Origin of the sequence: Bacillus sp. DE0042, assembly GCF_007680225.1 — a bacterium.
GTDB classification, from domain to species: Bacteria; Bacillota; Bacilli; order Bacillales; family Bacillaceae_G; genus Bacillus_A; species Bacillus_A wiedmannii.
Genome location: NZ_VEJP01000010.1, coordinates 53,235 through 74,907, shown reverse-complemented (window position 1 = coordinate 74,907; position 21,673 = coordinate 53,235). Strand labels below are relative to the sequence as shown.

Annotated in this window: 16 protein-coding genes; 5 read left to right on the top strand and 11 right to left on the bottom strand. The window is 35.2% G+C overall.

What is annotated here, in order from left to right; genetic code table 11:
- Nucleotides 1-46 precede the first annotated feature (46 nt).
- From FS802_RS27110 to FS802_RS27100, 3 genes are all read right to left on the bottom strand, one after another.
- Nucleotides 47-1,747: a M4 family metallopeptidase gene (locus tag FS802_RS27110; protein ID WP_000730372.1), complete on the bottom strand. Its 1,701-nt coding sequence runs from the start codon at nucleotides 1,745-1,747 to the stop codon at nucleotides 47-49.
- Nucleotides 1,748-1,914: 167 nt separating this feature from the next.
- Nucleotides 1,915-2,043 (bottom strand): NprX family peptide pheromone, encoded by a 129-nt coding sequence (locus tag FS802_RS27105; protein WP_141545954.1) that lies wholly within the window; start codon nucleotides 2,041-2,043, stop codon nucleotides 1,915-1,917.
- Between the two features lies 1 nt (nucleotide 2,044).
- A complete protein-coding gene (locus FS802_RS27100; RefSeq protein WP_098654553.1) occupies nucleotides 2,045-3,316 on the bottom strand; it encodes a helix-turn-helix domain-containing protein in 1,272 nt (423 codons plus the stop codon).
- 199 nt (nucleotides 3,317-3,515) lie between these two features.
- Between FS802_RS27100 and FS802_RS27095 the strand changes: the two genes are divergently transcribed.
- Nucleotides 3,516-4,979 (top strand): nicotinate phosphoribosyltransferase, encoded by a 1,464-nt coding sequence (locus FS802_RS27095; protein ID WP_098654552.1) that lies wholly within the window; start codon nucleotides 3,516-3,518, stop codon nucleotides 4,977-4,979.
- 202 nt (nucleotides 4,980-5,181) lie between these two features.
- Here the strand turns inward: FS802_RS27095 and FS802_RS27090 are convergent, their stop codons facing one another.
- The 7 genes from FS802_RS27090 to fdhF all read right to left on the bottom strand — a co-directional run bounded on the left by FS802_RS27090 (nucleotide 5,182) and on the right by fdhF (nucleotide 16,697).
- Entirely contained in the window at nucleotides 5,182-7,548 is a 2,367-nt protein-coding gene (locus tag FS802_RS27090; protein WP_144525612.1) for a heavy metal translocating P-type ATPase, read from the bottom strand.
- Nucleotides 7,549-7,572: 24 nt separating this feature from the next.
- Nucleotides 7,573-7,950 carry an ArsR/SmtB family transcription factor gene (locus FS802_RS27085; protein WP_000918377.1) on the bottom strand — a complete coding sequence of 126 codons (378 nt, stop codon included), beginning with the start codon at nucleotides 7,948-7,950 and terminating at the stop codon, nucleotides 7,573-7,575.
- 266 nt (nucleotides 7,951-8,216) lie between these two features.
- Nucleotides 8,217-9,632, bottom strand: coding sequence for an amino acid permease (locus FS802_RS27080; protein ID WP_001284886.1), 1,416 nt, complete (start codon nucleotides 9,630-9,632; stop codon nucleotides 8,217-8,219).
- Between the two features lie 103 nt (nucleotides 9,633-9,735).
- The gene (ald, locus tag FS802_RS27075) at nucleotides 9,736-10,869 is read right to left on the bottom strand and encodes an alanine dehydrogenase (RefSeq protein ID WP_001219749.1); all 1,134 of its coding nucleotides are present in this window, start codon (nucleotides 10,867-10,869) and stop codon (nucleotides 9,736-9,738) included.
- Nucleotides 10,870-11,238: 369 nt separating this feature from the next.
- Nucleotides 11,239-13,110: a glycerophosphoryl diester phosphodiesterase membrane domain-containing protein gene (locus tag FS802_RS27070; RefSeq protein WP_144525610.1), complete on the bottom strand. Its 1,872-nt coding sequence runs from the start codon at nucleotides 13,108-13,110 to the stop codon at nucleotides 11,239-11,241.
- A gap of 155 nt (nucleotides 13,111-13,265) precedes the next feature.
- Nucleotides 13,266-13,748 (bottom strand): helical membrane plugin domain-containing protein, encoded by a 483-nt coding sequence (locus FS802_RS27065; protein WP_001040530.1) that lies wholly within the window; start codon nucleotides 13,746-13,748, stop codon nucleotides 13,266-13,268.
- Between the two features lie 12 nt (nucleotides 13,749-13,760).
- Complete coding sequence (gene fdhF, locus FS802_RS27060; RefSeq protein ID WP_000840694.1) at nucleotides 13,761-16,697, bottom strand: formate dehydrogenase subunit alpha; 2,937 nt, start codon at nucleotides 16,695-16,697, stop codon at nucleotides 13,761-13,763.
- Nucleotides 16,698-16,997: 300 nt separating this feature from the next.
- Between fdhF and fdhD the strand changes: the two genes are divergently transcribed.
- Together fdhD and FS802_RS27050 are read left to right on the top strand one after the other, a co-directional pair.
- Nucleotides 16,998-17,804, top strand: a complete 807-nt coding sequence (gene fdhD / locus FS802_RS27055) for a formate dehydrogenase accessory sulfurtransferase FdhD (RefSeq protein ID WP_000529227.1) — start codon at nucleotides 16,998-17,000, stop codon at nucleotides 17,802-17,804.
- A gap of 230 nt (nucleotides 17,805-18,034) precedes the next feature.
- Nucleotides 18,035-18,541 (top strand): GNAT family N-acetyltransferase, encoded by a 507-nt coding sequence (locus tag FS802_RS27050; protein ID WP_000405878.1) that lies wholly within the window; start codon nucleotides 18,035-18,037, stop codon nucleotides 18,539-18,541.
- 360 nt (nucleotides 18,542-18,901) lie between these two features.
- Here FS802_RS27050 and FS802_RS31790 read toward each other — a convergent pair whose 3' ends face one another.
- Nucleotides 18,902-19,024, bottom strand: a complete 123-nt coding sequence (locus FS802_RS31790; RefSeq protein ID WP_001068388.1) for a hypothetical protein — start codon at nucleotides 19,022-19,024, stop codon at nucleotides 18,902-18,904.
- Between the two features lie 329 nt (nucleotides 19,025-19,353).
- Between FS802_RS31790 and FS802_RS27045 the strand changes: the two genes are divergently transcribed.
- Both FS802_RS27045 and FS802_RS27040 read left to right on the top strand, forming a co-directional pair.
- Entirely contained in the window at nucleotides 19,354-20,025 is a 672-nt protein-coding gene (locus FS802_RS27045) for a response regulator transcription factor (RefSeq protein ID WP_000238953.1), read from the top strand.
- Between the two features lie 65 nt (nucleotides 20,026-20,090).
- Nucleotides 20,091-21,554 carry a sensor histidine kinase gene (locus FS802_RS27040; protein ID WP_070169392.1) on the top strand — a complete coding sequence of 488 codons (1,464 nt, stop codon included), beginning with the start codon at nucleotides 20,091-20,093 and terminating at the stop codon, nucleotides 21,552-21,554.
- Nucleotides 21,555-21,673 lie beyond the last annotated feature (119 nt).

Here is a 21,673-nt window from a genome sequence, read left to right as displayed (position 1 = left end):
CTTCTTTATTTTTGAAGTATTTTATTAATAATACTCTCTTAAACCCTTAGTTTACACCAACAGCACTAAATGATTGCTTCACTGCTGCTACTTCCGCAGAAGTCGCACCATATAAATCAGCTGCAGCTTGTACTGCACCAGCACGAGCTTGGCTAAATGTAGTAGATTGCGTGAAATATTGTGTGTTTGCACGGTAATAAATTGCACCTAACTTATCTTTACCAATACCAGTTACAGTTACACCAGAATGTGTACCGCCATTTGCTAATAAATAAGCTTGTTTGTTAATGATACCACTGTTCGTATGAACTCCACCGTTATCACTTGAACCAGTGTAACGCTTAGAATAATGGTCTGGGTCACCATATTTCGCCGGATCACTCATAGAACGAAGCGCATCTCCCGCTTTACCAGGCGTATAAATATCTTCACCAATCTCCCAATCTGGATTTCGGTTATCATAGAATTCTACTAAAGTACCAAAAATATCAGAAATTGCTTCATTTAGCGCTCCTGATTCATTTTGATAAATTAAATCAGAGCTGTTTTCCGTAACAGCATGCGTTAATTCGTGACCAATTACATCAATTCCACCAGATAATGAAGTAAATGTTACACCATCACCATCTCCGTATACCATTTGTGAGCCATTCCAGAATGCATTATTATAATTGCTTCCGTAATGAACTGTTGATTTTAACGGCGCTCCTGCATCATTAATAGAATTTCTATTAAATGTAGCTTTATAGTAATCATATGTTTTACCTGCATAGTAATGAGCATCTACTGCCGCTGCATCATACGCTGCATTGAAAACATTATCTGCATCTGCCCATAATGTTCCTGGTAATGTTGAACGATTTTTCGCATCATATGTGAAAATCGTTGCCCCGCGTGTATTATCCTGTAAGTAGTAAGATGATCCAGATAACGTTGTATTAAGCGATTTCGTATCTCCTAATACCCCTTTACCAGTTCCTACTTTATTTGTTCCTGTTACAGGCTTTACAACTGCTTTTGCATCTTGCTTAGGAGCCTCTTGTTTAACTGGTGACTTATCATCATTCGTCACATGATCGATTGTATTAAACTTATTTAATACTTTACCGCTGTCTGCTTCAATGAAATAGTAGTAGTTTCCTGGACTTGGATCTAAGAAGTTTAGATTTACAACGTATGCATATGTTGTTTCTTCACCATTTTGATATACATATAAGTCCGCTTTTGGTTCTACCTCATATTTCGGTGTTACACCTAAATCTTGCTGCGCGATTTCAATTGCTTTTGCGCCTTCAATCTTATTTTTATTTTTCAGCTTTTCCTTTTTGTCTAAATCAGGCGCAACTGTTCCAGACAATACTTTTAAAGAACCATCTTTACTTACGTGAGCTACTTGAGTAGATCCCCATACAGGTACTCCTTCGTATACTTGTTGCATACGTACTACTGTTGAATCAGTTACAGCATCTTTTTTCACTTGTTTTACTTTGAAAGAATCTTGCGCACTCTTTTCCCCTAACTTATAATCACCTTTTGCTGCGTTTAAGTAATCAAACACAACAGATTCCGCTTTCTTACCAGTCGCTCCAGTTAGATCACCAGAAATAAACTCCGGTGACTGTACTGTCTCATTGTACTTCTTCGTAGAGAGCACATTTTTAGAATCTGCAAACGCAGAGCCTGTCCCTCCAAACGTTGTAACTGCCATTCCTGTCGCTAACACTAACGCTAAACTTTTCTTTTTCATGAACCTTCCCCCTAATAAAAATTTTTTTTGAAAAAGAGTAGTTTTATCGTAGCACTATGTTTCCACTATTAATATACTAAAAATTCAAATAATTATTTTCTCAAGTTTTGTAGAATTTTGGGGAACAAATATTGAAAAACCCCTTTCCGATTGGAAAGGGGTTTTTATTACGATTCAATTGTTTCAACTATTTGTGTTCCTTGCGTTAAAACATCCGGTCTTGACGAATACTGTTCAATAAACTGCGTCAAAAATACAACTCCAACAACAAGTCCTAAAAACATCACTTTTTTCATATTATTTCTCCTCTCCTTTTTCCAATAGCGAAATAGTTTCTTTATAATAACGACTACTCTCTTCGAAATTACGGATCCCTTCGAAATAATTCGCAATTTCTAAATATACTTGCTTTAAATACACTAAATTACCTTCACTTTTAAAAAATGGTATAGCCTCTAATTCTAGAAATTTCTTATATTCATCCGATGTGCGGAAATATTTATATTGTAGAATAATTAGTAAATATAATACCCTTTTATACTTTTCGTGTCGCTGAGCAATAGAGATACCTTTTTCTATCCACTGGTTCGCTTCATCCATTTGTTTTAAATGAATACACTGTAATGCCGTATGATATAAAGTATCTAAGTAATTATCATCTTCATGTTGATGATATTGCAAACTTTTTAAATAAAATTCTTTAGCCTTTTCATATTGTTTTTGGTTACCATAGACCTCGGCAATATTACTTAAAGCGATACTCATAATTACCTCATTTTCAGAAAACGAACTCGCTTCACGTAAAATGCTATTGTACATATCCAAAGCCTCTTTGTACTGCCCTTGCCTTACAAAACAAATCGCTATAATAAATTGACAGTTTATCACATTACGGAATTTATATTCACTACGGAATCCCTCGATTGCAATGTTAGCGAAATGCATAGCTTTATAGGGATTTTCTAAGTGACTATATGCCAATGCTAAATTATAGTAAATACCATTCTCATGATAATTTAGCTCTTTCGCCATTTTTTCTGTTTCAATTAAACTCTCTAATCCTATCTTCCATTTGTTTTGTAAACAATTTAGTAATGAAACATTATATGTGAATAACATTTTTTGGAACTGAGATAATTTTTTATACCCTTTTTTTAATTTATTTAATCTTTCCACTCCGTTGCCAATATCACGCTTAATCATAAGATAACGTACATATAGTAGCTCATAATAATTCATAATTTCAAAATCCGTTACTTGCTCCATTTGTTCTTGTAAATCAACATATATTTGCTCAATTCGTTCTCTTTCTAAATGAACGATAGCTTTATGCCAATCCTCTAGCTTCCCCTTCACATCTTCTTCTACATCTCTCAAATCCGTCACGGCAATCTCTAACCTTGTGCAGAGCAATTGTAGAATTTCTTCTGATGCCTCGATCTTTCCATTTTCGATTTTACTTAAGTATGAGACAGAACAAATGCCCTGACATAATTCTTCTTGTGTCATTTTTTGCTGTAGCCGTTTATAAAAGACTTGTTTGCCTATTTTTTCTAATGTTTGTTGCATTGTCCTCCTCCATTCTCATTACCCCCATTACTCTAATAATACATAAAATCTTGAGAAATATAAATTGATAAATGTTAATTTTCTAAAAAATATGCATTATTTCATTTTTTTCCCTCTTGACTCCACTTTCATATCCATTCTTTGCTACGAGCGGTGAAAAATTGGTATACTATAACCAAATTATGGAGGTGTTTTCGCGATGACTTATTATAAAGACGATAGCTATGCCTTACATACAGATTTATATCAAATTAATATGGCTTATACATATTGGAAAGATGGTATTCATAATCGCCGCTCGGTGTTTGATTTATACTTTCGAAAACTTCCATTCGAGAACGGTTATGCTGTTTTTGCCGGCCTTGAAAAGATTGTAGAGTACATAGAAAACTTCAGCTTTACCGAAAGCGATATCGCTTATTTAGCAGAATTACAATTTGAAGAAGAATTCCTTCAGTATTTACAAAATATGAAATTCACTGGGACCGTTCGAAGTATGCAAGAAGGTGAGGTTGTTTTTAATAACGAGCCTTTATTACGTGTTGATGCACCGCTCGGTGAAGCACAAATTATTGAAACTGCCCTGTTAAACATTGTGAATTACCAAACATTAATTGCAACAAAAGCTGCTCGTATGAAGCATGCTGCAAATAATGATGATCTTTTAGAATTTGGTACAAGACGTGCCCACGAGTTTGATGCAGCTCTTTGGGGCACACGTGCTGCCTTTATTGGTGGGTTTTCGTCTACGAGTAACGTTCGTGCTGGAAAACGCTTCGGAATACCTGTAGCCGGCACACACGCTCACTCTTTCGTTCAAGCTTATCGTGATGAATATGTCGCGTTTAAGAAATACGCTGAAACTCATAAAAAATGTGTCTTTCTTGTTGATACATACGACACTTTAAAATCAGGTGTTCCAAATGCAATTCGCGTCGCGAAAGAGTTTGAAGATCGTATCGATTTTTACGGCATTCGCCTTGATAGTGGTGATATGGCTTATTTATCTAAAAAGGCAAGAAAACTACTAGATGAAGCTGGGTTTACACATACAAAAATTATTGCTTCTAGCGATTTAGATGAATACACAATTATGCATTTGAAATCTCAAGGCGCAAAAATTGATGTATGGGGCGTTGGAACAAAATTAATTACGTCCTTTGAACAACCAGCGTTAGGGGCCGTTTATAAACTAGTTGCGATTGAAGATACTGATGGAAAGTTAAATGATACAATTAAAATTTCATCTAACCCTGAAAAAATTACCACTCCAGGACTGAAACGAATTTATCGCATTATCAATCGAGTTAACGATCATGCAGAAGGCGATTATATTGCATTAGATTCTGAAGAACCAGGAAAAGAAGAACGTTTAAAAATGTTTCATCCTGTTCACACGTATATAAGTAAATTTGTAACAAACTTTGAAGCACGCGAACTGCATAAAGACATTTTCGTTAACGGCGAAAGAACATATGAACTACCAGGTATATTAGATATTCAAAAATATAACGAACAGAGTCTCGCACTATTTTGGGAAGAATATATGCGAACTTTAAATCCCGAAGAGTACCCTGTCGATTTAAGTCAAGAATGTTGGGATCATAAAATGAATTACATTCAAACTGTTCGAGAACAAGTTGAAAAAAATATACAAAAGTAAAACAGAGAAGCTTTTCCTTCTCTGTTTTTTCAATACGATATGTATCTTCGTGGAAAATATATTAAAATAGTACGACAAATATTTTTTATTTGTAAATTTTAATATTACGTTATTTATTAATAAAATAATATTTGTTATTATTTTATTGAGTCAATTTCAACAAAATAACCTAAAAAAGAGGACGCAGGTTGCGTCCTCTTTTTTATAAATCTTTCACTCGTAGTACACGCATTGCATTTAACACTGCAAGTAGTGTCACACCAACATCTGAGAAGACAGCTTCCCACATTGTTGCAATACCAAAAGCACCAAGTAATAAAACTAATCCTTTTACCCCTAATGCAAAGATGATATTCTGCCATACAATGCGTCGTGTGCGTTTTGCAATATTTAAGGCTGTTGCAATTTTTGAAGGCTCATCAGTCATAATAACAATGTCTGCCGCCTCAATCGCTGCATCTGATCCTAAACCACCCATCGCAATACCAACATCTGCTCTTGCTAATACCGGTGTGTCATTAATACCATCACCAACGAAAGCAACTTTTTCTTTTCCATTCTTCGCCGCATCAATTTTTTCAATCTCTTCGACTTTTTGTTGCGGTAATAGTTCTGCGTGAACTTCATCTAAACCTAATTCTTTACCAACAGCCTCACCAACTGATTTTGCATCACCCGTTAACATGACTGTCTTCTTAATACCTAGTTCTTTTAGTTTTTGAATTGCTTGTTTTGAATCTTCTTTTACCTCATCAGAGATAACGATATAACCTGCATATTCCCCATCTAAAGCAACGTGAACTAATGTACCTACCGTTTCTGGTTGCTTAAATGTAATTTTTTCTTTTCTCATTAATTTAGCATTACCTGCAAAAATTTCTTTTCCTTGTACTTTTACGACTGTACCATGACCAGAAATTTCGTTATACTCATCGATTATTTTTTCATCAATTGATTTTCCATATGCCTTTCGAATAGATTGTGCAATTGGATGATTAGAATACACTTCAGCAAATGCTGCATACTCTAATAATTCTTCATTTGTAATACCTTCGCTTGGTTCCATTTTTGTAACTTTGAAGACACCTTTTGTTAATGTTCCTGTTTTATCAAAAACAATATATTTCACATCATTTAAAGCTTCTAAATAGTTACTTCCTTTTATTAACACACCACTTTTAGATGCACCACCAATTCCTCCAAAGAATCCAAGAGGAATAGATACAACTAACGCACATGGACAAGAGATTACTAAGAACACTAAAGCTCTATAAATCCATTCTGAGAATGTAGCTCCTTCTAAAATAAGTGGTGGAATAAATGCCATGATCGCTGCTGTAATAACTACAACTGGAGTATAGTAACGCGCGAACTTCGTAATAAAGTTTTCTGTTGGCGCTTTTTTACTGCTTGCATTTTGAACTAAATCTAAAATTTTTGATACAGTTGATTCACCAAATTCTTTTGTCACTTCAATTGTTAATACACCATTTTGGTTCACAAAACCACTTAATACATCATTTCCAACTTCGACTTCACGTGGTACAGATTCACCAGTCAATGCTGAAGTATCTACCATTGATGTTCCTTCAACTACTTTTCCGTCTAATGGTACTTTCTCACCAGGCTTCACGATAATATAATCGCCGATTTGTACATCTTCTGGTGATACTTGTTTCGTTTCATTTCCAACCTTCACATTCGCATAATCAGGACGGATATCCATTAATGAAGTAATTGACTTTCGGGAGCGATTGACCGCAATACTTTGGAATAGTTCCCCTACTTGATAGAATAGCATTACCGCAACAGCTTCTGAATATTGTTGAATCGCAAAAGCTCCTAGTGTTGCAATTGCCATTAAGAAGTTCTCATCGAACACTTGGCCGCGAGTTATGTTTCTTACCGCTCTCCAAACGATATCTCCGCCTATTAATAAATACGCAAGGACGAATAACGGAATTGTTATCATTTGTGGTAAACCAGCTAATGCGGCAATTGCTGTCAAAATTCCGCCGACCACTAATCGTCCTACCATCTTTTTCACATTTGCTTCACCATGGTCGTGACTATGTCCGTGGTCATGACCACCTTTTTCTTCACGAACAACTTTCACATCTGGTTCTAACTTTTGTACGACATTTGTTATATTTGCTACAGTCGCTTCTAATTCTCTTTTATTCGCTACTTCAACTCTTAATTTCTTTGATACGAAATCAACAGTTGCTGCTGAAATAGCCGGCATTTCCTTCACTTTATTTTCAATCTTCATCGCACAGTTCGCGCAATCTAAACCTTCTAATATAAATACTTCTTTTGCAACTTTATTTTTTTGTTCTTCTTGTACTTTAATATGCGGTTCTAATTTTGTAACGAGTTGTTTTGCTTCTGTAACAACTTCGCTTTCTTTATTTTGTGCTGTTTCTAAAACCATTGTTTTGGTCGCAAAATTTACAGAGCAAGAATTTACTCCTTCTATATTTCCAACACCTTTTTCAATTTTCATTGCGCAGTTCGCACAATCTAAACCTTCTAACATCAGTTTCTTTTTCACTAATGCCTCAGCCATCGTTCTCCCTCCTCGCGTTCTTTTTTATTCTTCCTCGTTTACGTGTTCAAACGCTTGCTCGAAGATATGAATTACGTGCTGGTCAGCTAACGAATAATAAACGACCTTTCCTTCTTTACGATTCTTTACAAGTTTCGCTTGCTTTAACACACGAAGCTGATGTGAAATAGATGATTGTGTCATTCCTAATAAATACGCTAAATCACAAACACACATTTCAGCTTCAAATAATGCATGTAATATTCTCGTACGTGTACGATCGCCTAATACTTTAAATAATTCTGCTACTTTACTTAAACTTTCATCAGTTGGAATTGTTTGTTTTACTTGATCAACAACTTCTTCATGAATTATCGTTTGAGAACATGTCTCTTGTGGTGTTTCTACTTTATTTCCAGCCATTATAGCTCACCTCTTCATTTGAACATATGAACAATCATTCATATATCTTATACTCTTATTATATGAGCGTCTATTCATATGTGTCAATGAAATCTCATATATTTTTTCGAACATTTTGTTCACATTTTCATAAGACGTATACATATTTTCTGCATCCATTACATTCTCATACAAAAAAGGATGTACATTTTACACAAAAGAAAAAAGCCTTGCGCGTTCCCTAGACGCACAAGGCTTACTATACTTATATCCCTTTTAATTAGCTGTTAATTAGCTTGTTCTAAATTATCCTGCGAACTTCCATCGTCTTTTAAATGACTATGTTTTTTCGAATAAACAAAGTATACAACTACTCCGATTGCTAACCAAACACCGAAGTATATCCATGTTTTTAATGGTAGGTTTACCATTAAGAATAGACAACATGCAACTGAAATAATCGGCAAGATTGGTACAAGTGGTACCATAAATCCACGTTGTAATTTCGGATGCGTTTTACGAAGAATGATAACAGTTACACCAACCATGGCGAATGTTAATAACGCTCCAATATTCGCTAAATTTGACAATTCTTTTAAATCGATAAATCCAGCAATTAAAGCACTACCAATTCCTGTTAACCAAACTGAAAATGTTGGCGCTTCAGTCTTCTTGTTAATTTTCGCGAAAGATTTTGGTAATAAACCGTCACGACTCATAGCGAAGAATACGCGTGTCGTAGCATAGATGTACGCGAAAATTACAGCCATAATACCAATTACAGCTCCAATAGCAATTACACCAGCCACTTTATCTTGTCCTACAACTTCAAGTACATAAGCCATAGCTTCAGGTACATCTAATTCCTTGTAAGAAACCATACCTGTCATAACGAGACAAACTACAACATAAATGATTGTACAAATGACTAATGAAGCAATAATACCAATCGGTAGATCACGTTGCGGATTTTTCACTTCTTCAGCAGAAGTTGCTAATGCATCAAATCCTAAGAAAGCGAAGAATACTGCTGCTCCTCCGGCAAAGACTCCACTTAAGCCATACGGTGCAAATGGTATCCAGTTTTCTGGTTTCACGTAGAATACACCAACTGCAATGAATAAAACAACAATACCAATTTTAATTAATACCATTATGTTATTCACACGCTTACTTTCTTTCGTACCTCGTGATAACAACCAAGTTATTACTAACGTAACGATAACTGCTGGTAAGTTTACCATACCACCTTGCGCTGGAATCGTTAACAACGCTTTTGGAATTTCAAGTCCCAATCCACTCACTAAGTTATGGAAATAACCCGTCCATCCACCAGCTACTGCGGCAGTTGTTACAACATATACGGATAGTAATGTCCATCCCATTAAATGAGCTACAAACTCACCAATTGTTGCATATGAGTATGTGTACACACTACCTGAAACAGGAAGTGTAGAAGCGACCTCTGCGTAACATAATGCTGCAAATCCACAAACAATCGCTGCTATCATGAATGAAAAAATAACTGCTGGACCAGCATCTCTTGCTGCTACTAATCCTGTTAATACTAGAACTCCTGTACCGATTATCGCACCAATCCCTAGCATTGTTAGGTCGAATGCCCCTAGCGTTTTCGTTAAAGTTTTACTTTTACTTTCCCCTAACAATTGCGTAACGGATTTCTTTTTAAATAGGTTGGCCACGATGTATGCCCCCTTTTGCCAAGAAGAGCTAAGAGATCTTCACTCTTAGCTCTTATCATGTTGGTTTATATATTGTTCGATTTTGTTTTGTATAATGCTTCTATTAGCAAGATACTGTTTCTGCTTCTAATAATTCTTTAGCACCTTTGTACTCTACACCGTGAGCTTCTGCAACTGCTTCGAATGTTACATAGCCGTCTAATGTGTTAATACCTTTTAGTAATGCAGAGTTGCCTAGGCAAGCTTCTTTGTAGCCTTTGTTAGCAATTTGTACTGCATATGGTACTGTTACGTTTGTTAATGCAAGAGTTGATGTACGTGGAACCGCACCTGGCATGTTTGCAACTGCATAATGAACAACGCCGTGTTTTTCGTAAGTTGGGTTATCATGAGTTGTAATACGGTCAGTTGTTTCGAAAATACCACCTTGGTCAATCGCGATATCTACAACAACAGAACCTGGCTCCATTGATTGAATCATTTCTTCTGTTACAAGTTTTGGCGCTTTTGCACCTGGGATTAATACTGCACCGATTACAAGATCAGACTCTTTTACAGCTTCTGCAATATTGTAAGGATTAGACATTAAAGTTTTTACTTGGTTTCCGAAAATGTCATCTAATTGACGAAGACGTTCTGCACTTAAGTCGATGATTGTTACATCCGCACCTAGTCCAACTGCAATTTTAGCAGCATTTGTACCAGCTTGTCCACCACCGATGATTGTTACTTTACCACGTTTAACCCCTGGAACACCTGCAAGTAAGATACCTTTACCGCCTTTGTTTTTCTCAAGGAATTGTGCACCAATTTGTGCAGCCATACGACCAGCTACTTCACTCATAGGTGCAAGTAATGGTAGAGAACGGTTTTCTAATTGTACTGTTTCGTATGCAATCGCAACAACTTTCTTCTCAATTAACGCTTTTGTTAATTCTGGTTCTGGAGCTAAGTGTAAGTATGTGAATAAGATTAAACCTTCGCTGAAGTGTTTGTATTCGCTTTCAACTGGTTCCTTAACTTTCATAACCATTTCCATGTTCCAAGCTTCTTCAGCCGTATCAACAATTTTCGCTCCTGCTTCAACATACTGAGCATCTGTGAAACCAGATCCTAGACCTGCACCCTTTTGAATGAATACCTCGTGATTGTTACGAATTAAATGTACAACACCTGCTGGTGTCATTGCCACACGGTTTTCGTTGTTTTTAATTTCTGCTGGTACCCCAATACGCATAATGAAATGCCCCCTTATAATTAACAGAAAAAAGAAAGTCTTTTTTCTTTTTGTAATAATTAATAACTTATGTCCTTATTCTAGCATAACTTAAAAGTCATGAAAACGCTAACATATCATTTTTTAAAAGTTTATATATTTAGAATAGTGTAAATATATGTAACATTGATTCTATTAGCATCCTCGCTCCATTTCATTATCTATCACTCTATTTTTATTATACTCCCTAAAAATAAGCAGCATTCACTTATTATTCGACAATAATGTAACAATGTAAGAAACCCGAGTGATTCCGTATACATATACAGTTAATAATTTGTACAATACTTTAGGGATATATTCTTTTCATAAAAAAACAGCTGCAGGCATTTAGCCAGCAGCTGAATAACTTATAAATAACTTGGAAAATAAATCATCTGTTGTTTCACTAATTTTATCAAACAGATCACTTTCTTCCGCTTCTTGTTCTTTTAACATCTTAATTGTTTCACGTGCATCTTCAGGATAATCGGTAATGATACCATCTACGTTTAACTTATAATATCCCTTTAAACTTTCCATATCGTTTACCGTCCATACGTAAATTGGCTTATTTAACTTCCTTGCTTCTTTTACTAATTTCTTATTTAACATGTATTCTTCCGCTACATAAAAATCAGCTTTCACATTCTTTAAGTTGGCTCTACTTGCATACAGTATATATCCTACTTTTATATTTGGATTTGCACGTTTAAACTCTTTAATAAGCGGATAGTGTAGCGTTTGAATGACACATTGCTTCTCAAATTCATTATCTTTAATCGCTTTTAATACTTTGTTTACGAAATCTTTTTCGCCACCATGAAGCTTCACTTCAATATTAAGTTTAATTTTGTCCTTTGACAGCTTAATGATTTCATCCAGCGTACTTATTTGTCCTGACAATCCGTCTTGACTAAGAGTAAGCTGCCTTAACTCATCCATCGTTAAATCTGACACATGAACATTAGCATTAGCAAGACGTTTTAGCTTCAAATCATGTATAACTGCTAGTTCACCGTCTTTCGTTTGCAGTACATCAATTTCAGCGTAGTCTGCTTTCGCATCAATAGCCCCCTGCACAGCTTCTTTCGTATTCTCTACACCTTTTGAAATATAACCACGATGCGCCATAATAATTGGTTCTTTATATGTGTTTGTAATAAAGGTCACAATGAAAGCAACAACCATTCCCGCAGTAATAATTCCTACAATATATACGCCAATAAATTTCCAACGATGTTTTTGGAAGAAACATTTATCTGCTTTCGTTTTCGAATAATCTAATCCTTCTTCTAATAAAACATCTTCAACCGGAACCTTTTGTAAATATAATCGTGTTATTGCCATAATATAAAATGGCGTCACAATAAAACTAAATAAATACAATGTACTCGTTAAAAATACAGACATTGTTGATTCCGCTAATAATGCAAATGTTCCCTGTGGATTTGTAAATTCGTACATGCCCCATAGACACAATAAATACATTCCAAAAAATACACCGTACACAATCCCTATTGAAATAAAAAATCCTACTAAAAAGAATAGTACTTTTAAAAAACTTTCTTTTACTAACGTTGCACTTTTACGTGCTGCTGTGCGAAACGGCTTTTGCTCTAAAACAACAATAGGTAGAACAAAAATCCAGCGAAGGTTCAAATATGCAACTACAGCAAAAAATGTGTAATAACCAACCTGTCCCATCGTTGTCTTAAACAGTTCTCCTGTAATAAAGTTAGGAATTTGAATTTGCGGAATCAATGCCGTTTCATATCCAATATTTAAAAGGGGTAACAATACGACAGCATATAAAATAAATCCTGGTAAGCAATATGTGAACAGAGTAGGTAAATACGTTACAGTTTTATATAAAATCGGACGTAATTTCACCTTTTGTCTTTTATGAGCGAAGTACGAAATAATAATAAGTACCGCAAATTCCGTAAAGATAAGAAACAGTGCTAACAATGATAAAATTACGATTGCCCAAATGCCGTATGGTGTCTTTAAAAACGCTAATAATTCATCATTCGTCGCATTTGCATAACCACCAAAATACAATAACTTATTAAAAATAATCCCAAATAGCGGAACAAATACAATCGCTGCTAATAATTTATAAGCAAGTTGAAAGGTTAATACATTCCAAAAAGCAAATCTAACTGTTTGAAAGGAATGTCCCATTACCCCTGGTATAGATAGTCTTTTACGGTGTTGCATATATTCCTCCACATTCTAAAACGATATTTGAGATGGATTCCATATTTCCATTTCCAATCCATCTTTTTAATAATAATATATTCCGCTTAACATGAACACTCTTATACATACAATGAAAAAAGTGATGGCTACTTCCCATCACTTTTTCATTTACTCTATTTTTTCTCTAATCCTTGCCCAAATGCTTTCAAGAAGCTAAAACCGAATGTAATGGCTCTATTGATATCTGGATCTTTTAACACTTTAAAGAAATCCATCACTTTTGTTTTTTTCCCACTATTTAATTCATCTGTTGCAAATTGCAATCCAGTAACTAAACTCGATGTGATTTGCTTTGTTACTTCTGGGTCAACTGCGGATAGCGCTTCCCCCGCCCCCATCATATTGTTGAGTGCATTTTTAACGGATTCACGATTTAATTGCTCCACAGCGATTTTTGAAACATCTTCCTTCGCAGCAAGTAAACTAATCGCTGCATCTAATATACCAGCCTTCTGCAACTGTGCTAAAAGCTGCATCGTTTCTTCTACTGCTTCACGATTATTAGATAGCTCATTTAGAAGTTCATCTGCTACTTGCTGTTTCTGCTCTTCCTCTGTTACAACTTTCTTTTTTATTAACGTAATTTCTTTCGCCATTCTCTCCGCCCCCTAGTCCACAAGTGATACGTATTGTTTTCTTTGCCACTTTTGCTCGATTTCAACACCATTTTGCGGATTACGCTTTTTATCTCGCGGGTTTGAAGATGGTAACGGACGATTTCCTTTTTCACGTAACACACGCATTTTCACCATCGTTTGTTTATATGCTGGTGTACACGTATAAAGGTCTGTTGCCGTCCCAGTTAAAATATTGATTGCCTCTTCATTTACTGTTGCATGCATTGGTAAATATAGCTCTTTCCCCGTTACACGATCAGTAATAAGCGCTTGTACTTTAATTTTCCCAAATGGTGATGCTAATTCTACAAGACCACCATCTTTCACATTGCGCTCTATAGCGAGTTCAGGTGAAATTTCAACGAATACTTCAGATACTTTAGATAAAATACCAGCCGACTTATTCGTCATATTCCCTTCATGGAAATGTTCTAGCATACGACCATTATTTAAAAGTAAATCATACTCATCTGGCGCTACAACCGGTGGTACCCATTCATCTAATGATAAACGAGCAAGTTTATCTGGGAAGTTAAATCCGTCTACATATAATAGCGGTGTATCGCTACCATCATGACTACCCCAACATAAACTATTCCATCCTTCTAGACGGTCATACGTCGCTTGAGAGTATAACGGTGCAAGTGATGCGATTTCGTCCATAATTTCACTTGGACTTTCGTAATTCCAATCCCCGCCCAGTGCACGAGCAACTTTTTGCAAAATCCACCAGTCTGGTTTGGAATCACCAAGCGGTTTCAATACTTCATATAATCTTTGAATACGGCGCTCTGTATTCGTAAACGTTCCTTCTTTTTCTAAGCTTGGTGCTGCCGGTAAAATAACATCAGCAAAACGAGCTGTTTTTGATAAGAACATATCTTGAACAACGAGGAAGTCTAAATTTGATAGAATATGTTGCACATGGTTCGCATTTGAATCGACTAAAGCCATTTCTTCACCCATGACATACATACCGCGTAGTTTTCCTTCTTCCGCTGCAAGTAACATTGCAATATTATTTAATCCTGGTGCTTTCGGAATAGTTGTACCGTATGCTTTTTCAAATTTCGCACGAAGCGTATCATCTGATACTGCTTGATAACCAGGAAGCCAGTTTGGTAATGTTGCCATATCACAAGCACCTTGTACGTTATTATGTCCTCGTAATGGGTATGCACCTGCACCAGGACGACGATAGTTACCCGTAACAAGTAGTAAATTTGAAATTGCTGCTGATGTCGTACTTCCTCCTGTATTTTGCGTTACACCCATTCCCCAAAGTATACAAGTACCATCTGCTTCATATACCATACGGGCCATTTCTTTTAACTGAGCTTTAGAAATCCCCGTAATTTCTTCTGTATAATCGAGCGTATACTTTTCTAACATTTTGCTATATTCATCAAAGTTCTTCACATTTTCAGCTAAAAACTTTTTATCGTGCCAATCTTGATCAATAATATATTTCGTAATACCAGCAAGCCATACGTAATCCGTACCTTGGCGCGGATGAATAAATAAATCCGCACGCTCTGCCATTTCATGTTTACGAAGGTCTGCTACAATCAGTTTTTGCTCGTGTAATTTATGAGCACGTTTTACTCTCGTCGCAAGTACAGGATGTCCTTCTGTTGGATTCGCACCAACGATAATAACAAGGCCTGCTTCAGCTATATCTTTCACTGTTCCAGCATCCCCGCCCATACCGACAGTTTTAAATAAACCGTCTGTCGCTGGAGATTGACAATAACGAGAACAATTGTCCACATTATTCGTTCCATATATTTGTCGGGCTAGTTTTTGCATAAGGTAATTTTCTTCATTCGTTACTTTCGATGAAGAAATGAATCCAAACGCATCGCTGCCATATTGAGATTTAATATGCTGCATGTTAGAAGCAACAACTTCTAATGCTTCTTCCCATGAAGCTTCAACAAACATATCTCCTTGGCGAATTAATGGCTTCGTAATTCGATCTTCACTATTTACAAAGTCCCATCCAAATTTACCTTTTACACATGTGGAAATACCATTAACAGGTGCATCTGAAACAGGTTGTACTTTTAATATATGACGATCTTTTGTCCATACTTCAAAGGAACAACCGACACCACAAAATGTACAAACTGTTTTTGTTTTATTAACTTTCGTCTTACGCATCGCAGCCTCTACTTCTGAAACCGCTAAAATACTACTATATCCAGGCTCTACATCCTTTACAAAATCAATCATCGGATCTAACACATCTGGTTTTAATCCAGTCATGAACCCAGCTTCACCTAGCATTGTTTTTTCCATTAACGCATTACATGGACATACTGTTACACACTGCCCACAACTTACACAAGATGAGTCATTTATGCTTACACCATGATCCCATATAACACGTGGACGATCTAAGTTCCAGTCTATCGATATAGTTTCATTAACCTGTAAGTTTTGACATACTTCTACACACTGTCCACAAGCAATACATTGATTTGGATCATACCGATAAAACGGATGTGACATATCTACTTCACAAGCACTTACTTTCGGCTCATACGGATATTTCTGTTCTTCAATTCCCATCATATGTACCGTGTTATGAACTTTACAGTTACCATTATTGTTATCACAAACGGTACAATACAATAAATGATTCTCTAATATTCGATCCATTGCCTCAGTCTGTGCCTCTTTCGCACGCTGGGACTGTCTTTCGATATGCATACCGTTTTCTAATTTCGTTGAACAAGCACGTAATAACTTCCCATTTACTTCTACAATACACGTATCACAAGTTTGAATTGGATCTACTTCTGGTACATGACAAATTTGAGGATGTTCCAAATTACTCTCGTTAAATAATTGTAGTATCGTCTTTTCACCCGATGTGGAAAATTCTTTACCATCCACGGTTACACGGACTGTCTGTTCTGCCATAGTTTCCCCTCTCCTTACAACCAACTGTACAACACAATTATGAATCCGTTTTCAAAATCGCATTACTGTACATATTTTTGAAACGCTCTGCCCGAATACTTTTCTTATGAAGTCGATTCTAGATGTTATAAGGTATAACTACGAAAGCTTGAAAATATCACTATTCTACGGTTCTATTATATCGTACATATACAATAATAACCAAAATAATCTGTGATTTCCTTGCTAATAGGTGTTTTTATTTCCCCATTGTTTTATGATAAATATGGGAGAGAAATACATATAAAAGGGGAATTAAATATGGGGCCTACGCAAGAGACTTATACAATTGTACGCTATCAATCTGGTACATTTTCAAAACAACTGGATGAGATTGTTACAGAATCTCCTATTACTATTAAATTAAATGGTGAAGAATATGTAACAGTTGTATGCACACCAAATTATATTGAAGATATGGTAATTGGTTTTTTAATTTCTGAAGGAATTATTGCTTCCTATAAAGATGTTGAAGAGCTATGGGTGCAAAAAGATAACGGAATTGTCCATGTAACATCATCAAAAGTAAATCCACTCTATCAAACTTTATATAATAAACGATACATCACTTCTTGCTGCGGAAAAGGTAGACAAGGTTTTATTTTCGTTAACGATGCAGCAAAAGCAAAAGATTTACATGATATACATGTAAAAATTACTCCTGAAGAATGCTTTTACTTAATGAATACTTTACAACAATCTTCCACTACCTTTCGCCAAACCGGCGGGGTTCACAATACCGCGCTATGTGATCGAAACAATATCCTCCTATCAAGAATGGACATCGGAAGACATAATGCATTAGATAAAATATATGGCCATTGTTTGCGCAACGATATATCTGTTAAAGGAAAAATCATTGCATTTAGTGGGCGTATTTCATCCGAAATTTTACTCAAAGTTTCAAAAATCGGATGTGAAATGGTTCTATCTAAATCCGCTCCAACAAAATTAGCATTACAACTCGCTCATGATTTAGGCATTACAGTCGTAGGATTTATTAGAAATGAATCTTGCAATATTTACACACATCCACATCGAATTGATGGTTATCAATCGAATAACTAAAATAACTCCTCGGTTGAGGAGTTATTTTAGTTATAAAAATGTAATATATTAAAGGCTTGAATAGTTAATGAAGTTAATATATAATTTCATTACATATTAAAAACAAAACATTGTAGCATATATCTTTTCATTCTTTTACAAATTAAAAGAGACTGTTAACAAAACGCATACACAATCTTATTGAAGTAATGGATTTATTTGATTTGAAATCGACCAAGGAGGTTATAACTATGGAAATTCGCTTATTAACGACAGAGGACGCAGAAATATATTTAAAAGTTTGTATGGAAGGTTTAACGAAGAACCCGGAAGCTTTTAGCTCTTCTTATGAAGATGTTCTTAAACATGAGGATCCTGTAGCTGCTATGGCAAAACGATTAAGCAATCCGGATAAGTATACTCTAGGGGTCTTCAAAGATAACGATTTAATCGGCATTTCTACTTTAGAAACAAAGCCTTTCATTAAACAAGAACATAAAGCAAAAATCGGTTCCGTTTTTGTTTCCCCAAAAGCGCGTGGCCTTGGAGCAGGACGAGCTCTAATTAAAGCAATTATTGAAAATGCCGATAAACTACATGTAGAACAACTTATGCTCGATGTTGTAGTTGGTAACGATGCTGCAAAAAAATTATATGAATCATTAGGCTTCCAAACTTACGGCGTACAAGAGCGTTCATTAAAACATAACGGGCAATATTGGGACGAGGAACATATGGTTCTGTTCTTAAATGATTAATACTTCAATATAGTTTTTTAAAAGCATCTTCTTATTAAGGAAGGTGCTTTTTTCATTACAACAATGTAATCTTCATGTCACCTTTATCGATCGTACCAAACCTTTCCATTCATTATACTAAAAGTATAAAGTGACACTTTAATTAGTGAGGCACCAATCATGAAATGAACGTATAGCATTCAATTGATATATAAAGGAGAATGTGACATGAAACAAAACAAACGAGCTATGCTTTTAATATTTACTATAGCGATTGTAACTTCTGGGTTAGCGATTTTACCTTGGTTTATTATATAGAACTATTTCCCTAATAATGAAAAAAGCTTATTGCTTCTTAAGAAGCAATAAGCTTTTTTTATATTATAAAATCCCCAAAATTTTATTTACACAACTTATAATAATAACCATAGATACGGCAATGCACATGACAACCGTATTACGATCTTGCTTTTCTTTTTTTGAAATTTCTTCTTTTGGATTCATGTGTATGATCTCCTTTTAAAAAAAGTGTGAGATAGGAAATTTTTCTTATCCGATGCGAGGTGAATACGAAAACCCTCTCTATCTCACATACACAATAGAATGGAATTGTCATTTTATAAATAAAATGACATGACGTTATGTCGCAACATAGGGTATTTTGTGTCGCTACGTTTTCTATTATAAAAAATAGTTGTGCAAAACTAGTGCATTTTTTATGTCAATTACTCTGAGCGAAAAATAACTCTTCCACTCAATCACATAAAAAGAGTTTTTTATTATTTTCATGTAAACTATACAAGTAGAATGAACAGTTTGGGGTGCACAAGATAATGGTAAAAATTTTATTAGTAGACGATGAAGAACGCATGTTACGATTATTAGATCTTTTCTTAAGCCCTCGCGGCTATTTTTGTATGAAAGCTACCTCTGGCCTTGAAGCACTAAAGTTAATAGAACAAAAAGACTTCGATATTATTTTGTTAGATGTTATGATGCCAACTATGGATGGATGGGATACTTGTTATCAAATCCGTCAAATTTCCAACGTTCCAATCATTATGCTAACAGCTCGTAATCAAAATTATGATATGGTGAAAGGTCTTACTATGGGCGCGGATGACTATATTACAAAACCATTTGATGAGCATGTATTAGTTGCAAGAATCGAAGCTATATTACGCCGTACAAAGAAAGATGGCTTCGTTAGCTTCAATGGTATTGAGTGGGATAAAACGAAACATACTGTCACAGTATATGATGAAAAAATTTCACTAACTCCTATCGAATTTTCTTTACTTGGACTATTTTTACAAAATACAAACCGTGCTTATAGCCGAGATGATTTAATCGAAAAAATTTGGGGTTATGAAACAGACATTGAATATAGAACAATCGATTCACATATTCGCAATATCCGTGATAAATTACGCAAAAAAGGATTTCCAGTTGAAAATTACTTAGAAACTGTCTATAAAGTCGGATATAAATGGAAAAGTGAATAATTACTTCGGTCAGTGGACAATAGTATACCACTGACCCTTTATATGAAATAAGGTATGGTGAGAAAATGAGTAAACTTTCACTTAAAATTGGGACATACTTTTTAATATTAGCTTTATGTATTGAAACAATTGCTTTTGTATCTTTTTACAAAAGCATTTCAACAATGCGGATTGAGGAAGAAACACTTGCTCTTTTAGAAAAAGGTAATCGCTATAGTAAAAAAATTACAAGCCGCACAAAGCGGAATGCAATTGCTAAAGAAAAGCAACACCCCGAACGCGCTGAATACAATAAAAACCCTAACCGTCCTATGTATCCAGATTTCGATATCGCGGATGCAGCTGCACACTTAGTAGAATCAGAATTAATTGCTAACTCTGATATAGCTATCATACTAACAGACAATAATGGCAAAATTATTTCCACTTCAGAACCCGTAACAAAGGCAATGCAGAAGCAACTTACTTGTAAAACAGAACCTATTCCAAAAGGCGGATTGATCGTCGAAAAGAACTGGAAAAAATCAAAATTCATCACAACGGTAAGCCCACTTAACACAGCAGAGTTTCAAGGGAAGTTATATATGTTATTAAAAACATCTTTCTTAGAAAATATGTTACTTAAACTCATGAAACAATTTCTTATCATTGGTGTTTTGACAATTATTTTGACTACTATTTCTGTCTTTGTTTTTTCGCGTGTTATTACAGAACCACTTATAAAAATGAAGAGGGCGACAGAAAAAATGTCAAAATTAAATACGCCAATTCAATTAGGTATTAAACGGAATGATGAACTTGGAAGCTTAGCAAAAACGATTGAAGATTTATCCAGTGAACTGACTTATATGAAAAAAGAACGGAATGAATTTCTCGCTAGTGTTGCCCATGAACTATTAACTCCATTGACCTATATGAAAGGTTATGCGAAGGTAGCAAAGAGGGAGTCTTTAACGAAGGAAGAGCGTGAAGAATACTTACAGATCATTGAGGATGAAACTGATAGTGTAACCGATCTCGTCCAAGATTTATTTATGCTGGTGCAATTAGAACAACACCAGTTTGTTATAAAAAAACAAAAAGTGATTCTTCAACCATTTTTAGAACGAATGGTTGAAAAAACAAAAACAACATTAACAAATAAACAAATGCAACTCCATGTATATTGCAAAGATGATTTAGAAGTTTGCATAGACGAAAGACGTATGGAACAAGTTATGTTAAATTTATTACACAATGCTTATCAACATTCGCCAGAAAACACAACTATTACGATACGCGTGCTCACAGAAACAGATTCTTTTATAATAAGTGTAGCCGATGAAGGCGAAGGTATTCCTGAAGAAGATATCCCGCATATTTTTGATCGTTTTTATCGTGTTGATAAATCCAGAACGAGAGCTACTGGTGGAAAAGGCATCGGGCTAGCTGTTGCAAAAGAAATTGTAGAATTGCATAACGGTTCCATTCTAGTAACAAGCCAATTAGGAGTAGGAACAAACTTTATAATCGAGCTACCTTTTGAATAAGATGCGTGTGAAAACACCAGTAGTAGTAAACACTACTGGTGTTATTTTGTCATAAAATCAGCTCATATAAGCTAAGCTTTTGAAATTATTCTTATTTCAATATAAAATAAAGGTACATT

Excerpts from the sequence above, each read along its gene's own strand:
- fdhD (WP_000529227.1), top strand. The coding sequence starts at position 16,998 with ATGGGGCCTACGCAAGAGACTTATACAATTGTACGCTATCAATCTGGT.
- FS802_RS27095 (WP_098654552.1), top strand. The coding sequence starts at position 3,516 with ATGACTTATTATAAAGACGATAGCTATGCCTTACATACAGATTTATAT.
- FS802_RS31790 (WP_001068388.1), bottom strand. The coding sequence starts at position 19,024 with ATGAATCCAAAAGAAGAAATTTCAAAAAAAGAAAAGCAAGATCGTAAT.
- FS802_RS27070 (WP_144525610.1), bottom strand. The coding sequence starts at position 13,110 with ATGCAACACCGTAAAAGACTATCTATACCAGGGGTAATGGGACATTCC.
- FS802_RS27110 (WP_000730372.1), bottom strand. The coding sequence starts at position 1,747 with ATGAAAAAGAAAAGTTTAGCGTTAGTGTTAGCGACAGGAATGGCAGTT.
- FS802_RS27050 (WP_000405878.1), top strand. The coding sequence starts at position 18,035 with ATGGAAATTCGCTTATTAACGACAGAGGACGCAGAAATATATTTAAAA.
- FS802_RS27045 (WP_000238953.1), top strand. The coding sequence starts at position 19,354 with ATGGTAAAAATTTTATTAGTAGACGATGAAGAACGCATGTTACGATTA.
- fdhF (WP_000840694.1), bottom strand. The coding sequence starts at position 16,697 with ATGGCAGAACAGACAGTCCGTGTAACCGTGGATGGTAAAGAATTTTCC.
- FS802_RS27065 (WP_001040530.1), bottom strand. The coding sequence starts at position 13,748 with ATGGCGAAAGAAATTACGTTAATAAAAAAGAAAGTTGTAACAGAGGAA.
- FS802_RS27090 (WP_144525612.1), bottom strand. The coding sequence starts at position 7,548 with ATGGCTGAGGCATTAGTGAAAAAGAAACTGATGTTAGAAGGTTTAGAT.
- FS802_RS27100 (WP_098654553.1), bottom strand. The coding sequence starts at position 3,316 with ATGCAACAAACATTAGAAAAAATAGGCAAACAAGTCTTTTATAAACGG.
- FS802_RS27105 (WP_141545954.1), bottom strand. The coding sequence starts at position 2,043 with ATGAAAAAAGTGATGTTTTTAGGACTTGTTGTTGGAGTTGTATTTTTG.
- FS802_RS27040 (WP_070169392.1), top strand. The coding sequence starts at position 20,091 with ATGAGTAAACTTTCACTTAAAATTGGGACATACTTTTTAATATTAGCT.
- ald (WP_001219749.1), bottom strand. The coding sequence starts at position 10,869 with ATGCGTATTGGGGTACCAGCAGAAATTAAAAACAACGAAAACCGTGTG.
- FS802_RS27085 (WP_000918377.1), bottom strand. The coding sequence starts at position 7,950 with ATGGCTGGAAATAAAGTAGAAACACCACAAGAGACATGTTCTCAAACG.